Raw genomic sequence first — 7,942 nt, 5'->3', positions numbered from 1 at the left:
ACCCGTTGTGCATTATGATTTAAAAGAAAAAAGTTGTCCATATTACTGATAATCAGTAAATTGTTTTAGCGATAAAACATTAATTATGAACAACTTAAATGCAAATTACGAAAGAATATTGGAAGTATTACAAAAAATATCAAAAGAACAACTTTTGGACTATCAAAGACGTCGACCGAAGCTGAGTGATTTGGAACTGATTTGTTTAAGCTTAACAGCTGAATTTATGGGAATAGATAGTGAGAATGATTTATTTAGAAAGCTCCCTGTCATTATTGCCTCAAAAATAGACAGGAGCGTCTACAATCGAAGAAGACGGAAATTAGTAGGTTACATGGATGATATCCGATTAAGATTAGCCTCTCATTTTAATGAATTTGAAGATTATTTTATAGTGGACAGTATGCCTTTAGAGGTTTGTAAATTATCACGAAGTTCCCGTTCGAGAGTCTGTAAAGAGGATGCCTATGCTTTTCCTGACAAAGGCTATTGTGCCTCCCAAGGTTCCAATTATTATGGTTATAAGCTGCACGCCGTCTGTTCTATTAAAGGTGTTTTTCAAAGTGTCGATTTGAGCCCTGCATCGGTACACGATGTCAATTACCTTAAGGACATTAAAGCACAAATGGGCGATTGCACTTTAATTGGAGATAGAGGGTATCTATCAGCAGAAATACAGCTCAATTTGTTTGAAACCTGTAACATAAAGCTAAATACACCTATGAGAAGCAATCAAAAAGATTATAAAAAACAACCTTACATTTTCAGAAAAAAGAGAAAAAGAATAGAGACATTGTTCTCACAATTATGTGACCAATTTATGATAAGACGTAATTATGCCAAGTCTTTTCGAGGATTTAAGACTAGGATCCTATCTAAAATAGCGGCCCTTACAACAATTCAATATATCAATAAGTTTATTTTTGATAGAAACATCAACAATATTAAAATTAGCATTATTTAAAATGCACAACGAGTAACAATAAACAAATTTACTGTATATTGCTTGAAACGGTATCAAAATATATACTTTTGATGATACCATCTGCTAATCCTATTTTGGGAACATATATGTTTTTTGCCCCGCTCCATTTCATGGAAGATAGATATATCCGCATAGCCGGTATGATAACATCGGCCCTATCTTGATTCAAATTTAATTCAGTAATACGCTCTTCATAAGTATAACTTTGTAGAGTATTAAAATAAGATGTGAGATAAAAATAAGAAAGTGGCTTGCCTTCAGATTTTCCAGATACTTTGAAAATTTTATTTATGTTTCCGCCAGAACCTATAACATCGATTCGCTCATAAGGTTTTGTATTTACTTTTATCCATTCTTCCAATTCGAACCAATTCTCTTTTTGAACCATATCATTTAACAATCTAACAGTTCCTATTTTAAATGACTTAGAAGCGGCGGGATTTCCTTCATGAATAATAGTGAATTCCGTACTACCACCACCAACATCAATATATAAATATGTTTTTGTGTTGTCTATATACTTGTTCAAATCTGTTGCCGCAATAATAGCTGCTTCCTCTTCTCCTCCAATAACATCTATTTGTATTCCTGACTTTTTTAAAACCAAATCCACAATCTCCTTTCCATTTGATGATTCCCTCATTGCGGACGTGGCGCATGCTTTGTATTTAACTACTTTATGGGATTTCATTAATAATCGGAATGCTTTCATGGTATCTACTAAGCGCTCGGAATTTTCTACAGAAATTGTATTTGATAAAAACACATCGGTTCCCAAACGTATGGGCACACGCACTAACGAGTTTTTCTTAAATTGTGTAGGCTTTCCTTCTTGCTCAATAATGTTTGAAATAAGTAATCTTACAGCATTGGAGCCTATATCTATAGCCGCATATTTTTTTATTGATAGCATACTAATTTTCTAGCTTTTTTAAATAATAATCATATGTAGCAATTTGTGATCTGACTTTTGGATTGTCATTCATTCTATATTCATTTTCATTTGGCGTGTTAATTAATCTTGCTTTCACATTATCACTCCAAGAAATATGAAATGTATCAATAATTTCCTTTTTGATTTCTGCATCATAAATGGGACAACTCACCTCTACTCTGTTATCAATATTTCTGGTCATCCAATCTGCGGAAGATATATATACTTTAGCATCTCTATCATTTCCAAAAATGTAAACTCTAGGGTGTTCTAAAAATTTATCGACAATGCTGATGACTTCAATATTTTCACTCATACCTTTTACACCAGGAATTAAGCAACAAATACCTCTAACTATCATATCAATTTTTACGCCGGCCCTACTAGCTTCATATAATTTATCTATTACTAAATAACTGGTAATACTATTCATTCGTAATCTTATATAACCTCCCATGCTGGCTTTGGCAAGAATAATTTGCTCATCAATCAATTTAAATATAGCCTTTTTGGTATAATGTGGAGAGGTTATAATGTGTTTATATCTATAAATTTTATAATTGGTATCAAAAAACATGAACACTTTGGTTATGTCCTTTAAAATATTTTGGTTTGAAGTGAATAATGTATAATCTGTATAAATTCGTGCGGTAGATTCATTAAAATTACCAGTACTTATAAACCCGTAGCGTATTATTTTTCTATTTTCTTCACGTTCAATAACACACATTTTACTATGCACTTTTAATCCTTGAACCCCAAAAATTAAGTTAACGCCTCCTTCTTGCATTTGCTGGGCATAATTAATATTAGCTTCCTCATCAAACCTTGCTTGAAGTTCTATGGATACCGTGACGCTTTTTCCGTTTATGGCAGCATTGATTAAAGAACTGGCAATATGCGATATTTCAGCTAATCGATAAATAGTAATTTTAATGGTTTTTACTTTCGGATCTAGTGCAGCTTCCCTTAAAAATTTAACAACATAAGAAAATGTATGATAAGGAGCATATAGCAAATAATTTTTTTTAGCAATGGCTTCAAAAATACTGCTTTCTAAACTTAATCCTTTAATGGGTAACGATTCCATTTTTTGATAGAGCAAATCTTGCCTTCCCATGCTAGGGAACTTCATATAATCACGTCGATTATGATAACGACCGCCCGGAATAATACTATCGGTTTCCGTAATGCCCATTTTACCCATTAAGAACCGAAGGGTTTCATCTTCTATTGTTTTATCATAAACAAATCGAACAGGCTCTCCAAGCTGCCGATGTTTTACGCTATCTGAAATTTTTTCGATAAAGCTTTTACTCAAATCACTTTCAAAATCAAGTTCACCATCACGAGTAATTTTAACCATGTGCGCGGAAATGCTTTTATAATCGAAAATGTTAAAAATATCGCTTAGGCAATAACGGAGCAAATCATCTATCATTATGATAAAATCTTTACCTTCATATTTCGGTAACTCAACGAAACGATTAATGGATTTTGGGATTTCAATAAGCGCGAATTGATTGGAATCATTATTCATAACCATTCTTACCGCTAAATAGGCTGCACTATCTTTTAAATTAGGCAGTGTAACCAAATCGTTTAAAATAATAGTGACGAGTGCTGGGCTAACTTTTTGAATGAAATATTTCTTAATAAAATCGTGATGTTTCCAACTGATATTGGTTTCATCAATAATATGGATGTTTTCATCCTTTAAACGATTCTCTATGGTGGCTAAAACTTCTAAACTTTCCGTTTGTTGCTCAATAACTATTTTGGTAATAATTTCAAGTAATTCTTCTGCCCTAATACCCCCAAGTTCATTTTTAGCTCCTTTTCCCGCTTCTACAATACGTTTTACCGTGGCATATCTTACTTTAAAAAACTCATCCAAATTATTTGAAAAAATTCCTAAAAAGCGCAATCTCTCTATTAGCGGAACTCTTTCATCTGAAGCCTCTTGAAGCACTCTTGCATTAAATTGTAACCAACTTATCTCTCTATTTATATAACTATTATTGAGGCTTTCGTTTGTAATCATTAGCAATTTTTGTAAATAATTATACAAATATATTCTATTTTAAACTTAATAATAAGGCTTAATTTTTTATATTTTGGAAATCAGTAAAATGAAATTATATATAATAAGTTAAGTTTAAATTTATATTAAATCTCTGTTTATTAAATAGCTGTCAACTATAAGTTTATCATTTTAAACTTGGAAATAAAGTTTAGAGTGCTTTATTTTTTCAAATCTCGAGGGAAAATGGTTTTAATGGTTTTACCTGGTTTTAAACTGCTCCAGTCATGGATATCAAATTCAATAATAACGACGCCACAAGTTGGTACATTATCTATGTACCTATCGCCAAGTTTGTTTACAAGAAATGTAATGGCATAATTATGCCCAAAAACCATTAAACATTCACTCTCGTTATTAGTTGATTTAATGGTGTTTAACAACTTATTTCCGGAGAAATCATACAAATCATGATTGAATTTCAATAGATTTCTATCAATATTTAGGTTCGAAATGAATAATTCAGCAGTTGTTTTAGCTCTATTAGCATCGCTACTTATCACAAAATCAACACTTAAGACAACTTTTTTTAACTCGTCAGATACGATCTTGGCATCTGTAAAACCTCTTGATTCTAAAGGCCTTTCATGGTCAATAACATCATGTTTCCATGACGATTTTGCATGTCTTACAATTATTAATTTTTTCATATGATTCGATTAAAGGCATTTTTTATCGATAAAATGTTGTTTTTATCGATAAAATTCTATTTATTTGTACCAATCAATTTTAAAATTAATACAAAAAAAGGAATATTTAAGTAAAATGAGTTATTAATATATATAGACAAACAAATAAGTATGAGGATAAATTACATAAAAAGACGTTTAAATACCGATCCTATTCTATTCGTCGTTTTTTTAAGCTATTTAACATTTTTTTTTGAAAAGACAATTATATGTATGTTCATTTGCTAAGTAATTTAAAACAAAATGGACCCCAAAATCTAATTTCCTTTTAAGTTTTAGCATTTTAAAAATGCTCCTCCCTCATTACTTTATAAGATTTAAAATTAGATTGCAATAAATAATTGTATTGTAATAATATTAATCTAATAACTGACTTAACATAAATCTTTGTTACATAATTTTTGGCTTATGAAAACAACTACCTCTAATCTGTTATCAAATACAGGTATAAAAATGAAATCCTATCTATTTGGTTTTGTTTTTCTGTTTTTAGGACTTCTTCAAGTCAGTGCAGACTGTACTATTGATACCGCTGCAACTGGTGGTGACAATATAATGACTGGAGCAGAATTACTAACTTATATTAATAGTAATAACTGTACTGGTACATTGACAATAGAATCTCCTGTTGACATTATTCTAAATTCATCATTAACTATTCCAAGTACAATTAATAGAATTGTTATAAAAAATGGTGGTCAAATATTATGGAATAACAATAATGTAGACCTAATATTAGCGGCGAATTCTGCTATAGTTATTGAAAACACCTCAATTTTAACTGGTTCTGATGCAGCTATAACCACAATTGGTCCTTGTAGTAATAATAGAGCTATTTATATAGGCACAACCAAATATGCAGCTTGTACTGGAGGTGGGAACGTTTGTGTTATTTTTTCACAATTAGTTGAGGCTGGAGGAACAATACAGCTAGATCCTGATTTTGCTGTTATCAGTGGTTCTGATAACGAAGTATGCTATGGCCCTACTAACATTTCAATCGAACTTAATGGATTTATAAGTGGTGCTGTTACTTACGAGTGGACAGTTCCACCTGGGAATACAAATCCGGGAACTGTTACTTTTTCTCCTGACGATTCAGCCGATACAGTTGTAACTGTAAGTACCCCAGGAATATATACCTTAAGAATTAATGTTGATATTGCACTGGGTTTAGATGGTGATTGTGCTACTACCATTGTAGAAGTATATAGCGATATTGAAATAGAATTTAGAGAAGGTTTAGGTGCCACTACAATGGCAATAACACCTGGAGCTGGAGGAACATGTAATTTAGCTGTTGATTTCACTGCTTCAACAACTAATGGAGGTGCTAATCTATCTTACTTATGGAATTTTGATGATGGAAATACAAGCACAGCTATGAATCCTTCACATACCTATGCTACCAGTGGTACATATAATGTATCATTAACGGTTACTGACCCAGATGGTATTGAACCTTGTAATGTTATAGTTGTAAACCAAGAAGTTATTATTTCTGATAATGCCCCAAGTATAACAGCACCTACACCTTTAAATATTGAAGGTTGTGATATAAGTGCTGCGCCTGCTCCTGAAACTACGGTTGCTGGTCTTGAAACAATTGGGTTCTTGATTAGTGATGATGCTACTGGAGACTCCGACTTAATTGTAGGCAGCTCAGATAGCGTATCTGGCACGTGTCCAATTATAATCACTAGAACTTATACCATTACAGACGATTGTGGTAATACTTCACAAGCTAATCAAATTATTAATATTCAAGATACTACAAATCCAACTATTAATACTCCTGCTGCTAATAGCACCGTAGAGTGTGATGGTGCTGGTAATACAACACAACTTAATGCATGGCTAGCTGCTAATGGTGGCGCTTTAGCTTCTGATACCTGTGGAGATGTGATGTGGTCTAATGATTTCACCTCGTTAAGTGACCTATGTGGTGCTACAGGTGCCGCTACTGTAACTTTTAGAGCTACTGACGACTGTGGCAACTTTAGCGAAACAACGGCCACATTTACCATTGCAGATACTACAAATCCAACTATCGATACTCCTGCTGCTAATAGCACAGTGGAATGTGATGGTTCTGGTAATACAACACAACTCAATGCATGGCTAACCGCTAATGGTGGTGCCGTAGCTTCAGATACCTGTGGAGGGGTTACATGGTCTAATAATTTCACTTCTTTAAGTGACCTATGTGGTGCCACAGGTGCTGCTACTGTAACTTTTAGAGCTACTGACGATTGTGGCAACTTCAGCGAAACAACGGCTACATTTACCATTGAAGATACAACTCCTCCATCCCTATCGAATGTAGCTTCAGATCAAACGGTACAATGTGATGGCTCAGGTAATACAACTCAATTCCAATCGTGGTTAAATACTCATGCAGGTTCCGTGGCTAACGATAATTGTTCTAATGTAACTTGGTCATATAATATTATTAGTGTAATGAATGACTGTGGTGCAACTTCGAGAACTTTAGTTGATTTTATTGCGACTGATGATTGTGGTAATAAAAATTCATCAACCGCTTTATTTACCATAGTTGACTTCACACCTCCAACAATTAATACTGTGGCATCTAACAGTACCGTAGAATGTGATGGTGCTGGTAACACAACCGAACTTAACGCATGGCTAACCGCAAATGGTGGTGCTGTGGCCTCTGACATCTGTGGAGGTGTTACATGGTCTAATAACTTCTCTTCATTCAGTGACCTATGTGGTGCCACAGGTGCCGCTATTGTAACTTTTAGAGCTACTGACGATTGTGGGAACTTTAGCGAAACAACGGCCACATTTACCATTGAAGATACTACAAATCCAACTTTCGATACTCCTGCTGCTAATAGTACAGTGGAATGTGATGGTTCTGGTAATACAACACAACTCAATGCATGGCTAACCGCTAACGGTGGTGCCGTAGCTTCTGATACCTGTGGAGGTGTTACATGGTCTAATAATTTCACTTCTTTAAGTGACCTATGTGGCGCCACAGGTGCTGCTACTGTAACTTTTAGAGCTACTGACGACTGTGGCAACTTTATCGAAACAACGGCCACATTTACCATTGAAGATACAACGCCTCCTCAAGTTCCCGCAAATGCCGGGTCTACAGTGGAATGTATCGCCGATGCCGTACAGCCTGCCGCGCCTGTGGTGACCGATGCCTGTGACACCGAGATTGTCCCAGTGGTCACCGAAAACACCGATCCCACATGTGAGGGAAGCAAGGTATA

General features: G+C 34.2%; 5 protein-coding genes. 2 read left to right on the top strand and 3 right to left on the bottom strand.

Translation table 11 applies throughout. The annotated features are described in order from the left end of the window. The first annotated feature begins 85 nt into the window (after window positions 1-85). The gene (locus tag CSW08_RS12400) at window positions 86-964 is read left to right on the top strand and encodes an IS982 family transposase (RefSeq protein ID WP_106658080.1); all 879 of its coding nucleotides are present in this window, start codon (window positions 86-88) and stop codon (window positions 962-964) included. Window positions 965-992: 28 nt separating this feature from the next. Here CSW08_RS12400 and CSW08_RS12395 read toward each other — a convergent pair whose 3' ends face one another. The 3 genes from CSW08_RS12395 to CSW08_RS12385 all read right to left on the bottom strand — a co-directional run bounded on the left by CSW08_RS12395 (window position 993) and on the right by CSW08_RS12385 (window position 4,652). Beyond that, window positions 993-1,898, bottom strand: a complete 906-nt coding sequence (locus tag CSW08_RS12395; RefSeq protein WP_106660199.1) for a Ppx/GppA phosphatase family protein — start codon at window positions 1,896-1,898, stop codon at window positions 993-995. 1 nt (window position 1,899) lies between these two features. Next, window positions 1,900-3,963, bottom strand: a complete 2,064-nt coding sequence (gene ppk1 / locus CSW08_RS12390; RefSeq protein WP_106660198.1) for a polyphosphate kinase 1 — start codon at window positions 3,961-3,963, stop codon at window positions 1,900-1,902. Between the two features lie 200 nt (window positions 3,964-4,163). Next, entirely contained in the window at window positions 4,164-4,652 is a 489-nt protein-coding gene (locus CSW08_RS12385) for a SixA phosphatase family protein (protein ID WP_106660197.1), read from the bottom strand. A gap of 447 nt (window positions 4,653-5,099) precedes the next feature. On the opposite strand from CSW08_RS12385, the gene CSW08_RS18465 reads away from it, so the two are divergent. Beyond that, a partial coding sequence (locus CSW08_RS18465; protein ID WP_157831479.1) for a PKD domain-containing protein occupies window positions 5,100-7,942 on the top strand: 2,843 nt, incomplete at its 3' end.

The sequence above is a fragment of the Confluentibacter flavum genome (assembly GCF_002843175.1).
GTDB classification, from domain to species: Bacteria; Bacteroidota; Bacteroidia; order Flavobacteriales; family Flavobacteriaceae; genus Confluentibacter; species Confluentibacter flavum.
The sequence above is the reverse complement of the archived record's forward strand: the minus strand, read 5'-3'. Positions and strand labels throughout refer to the sequence as shown.

What these genes read in the sequence shown, in the direction of transcription:
- CSW08_RS12385 (WP_106660197.1), bottom strand. Translation starts at nt 4,652, where the DNA reads ATGAAAAAATTAATAATTGTAAGACATGCAAAATCGTCATGGAAACAT.
- CSW08_RS12395 (WP_106660199.1), bottom strand. Translation starts at nt 1,898, where the DNA reads ATGCTATCAATAAAAAAATATGCGGCTATAGATATAGGCTCCAATGCT.
- CSW08_RS12400 (WP_106658080.1), top strand. Translation starts at nt 86, where the DNA reads ATGAACAACTTAAATGCAAATTACGAAAGAATATTGGAAGTATTACAA.
- ppk1 (WP_106660198.1), bottom strand. Translation starts at nt 3,963, where the DNA reads ATGATTACAAACGAAAGCCTCAATAATAGTTATATAAATAGAGAGATA.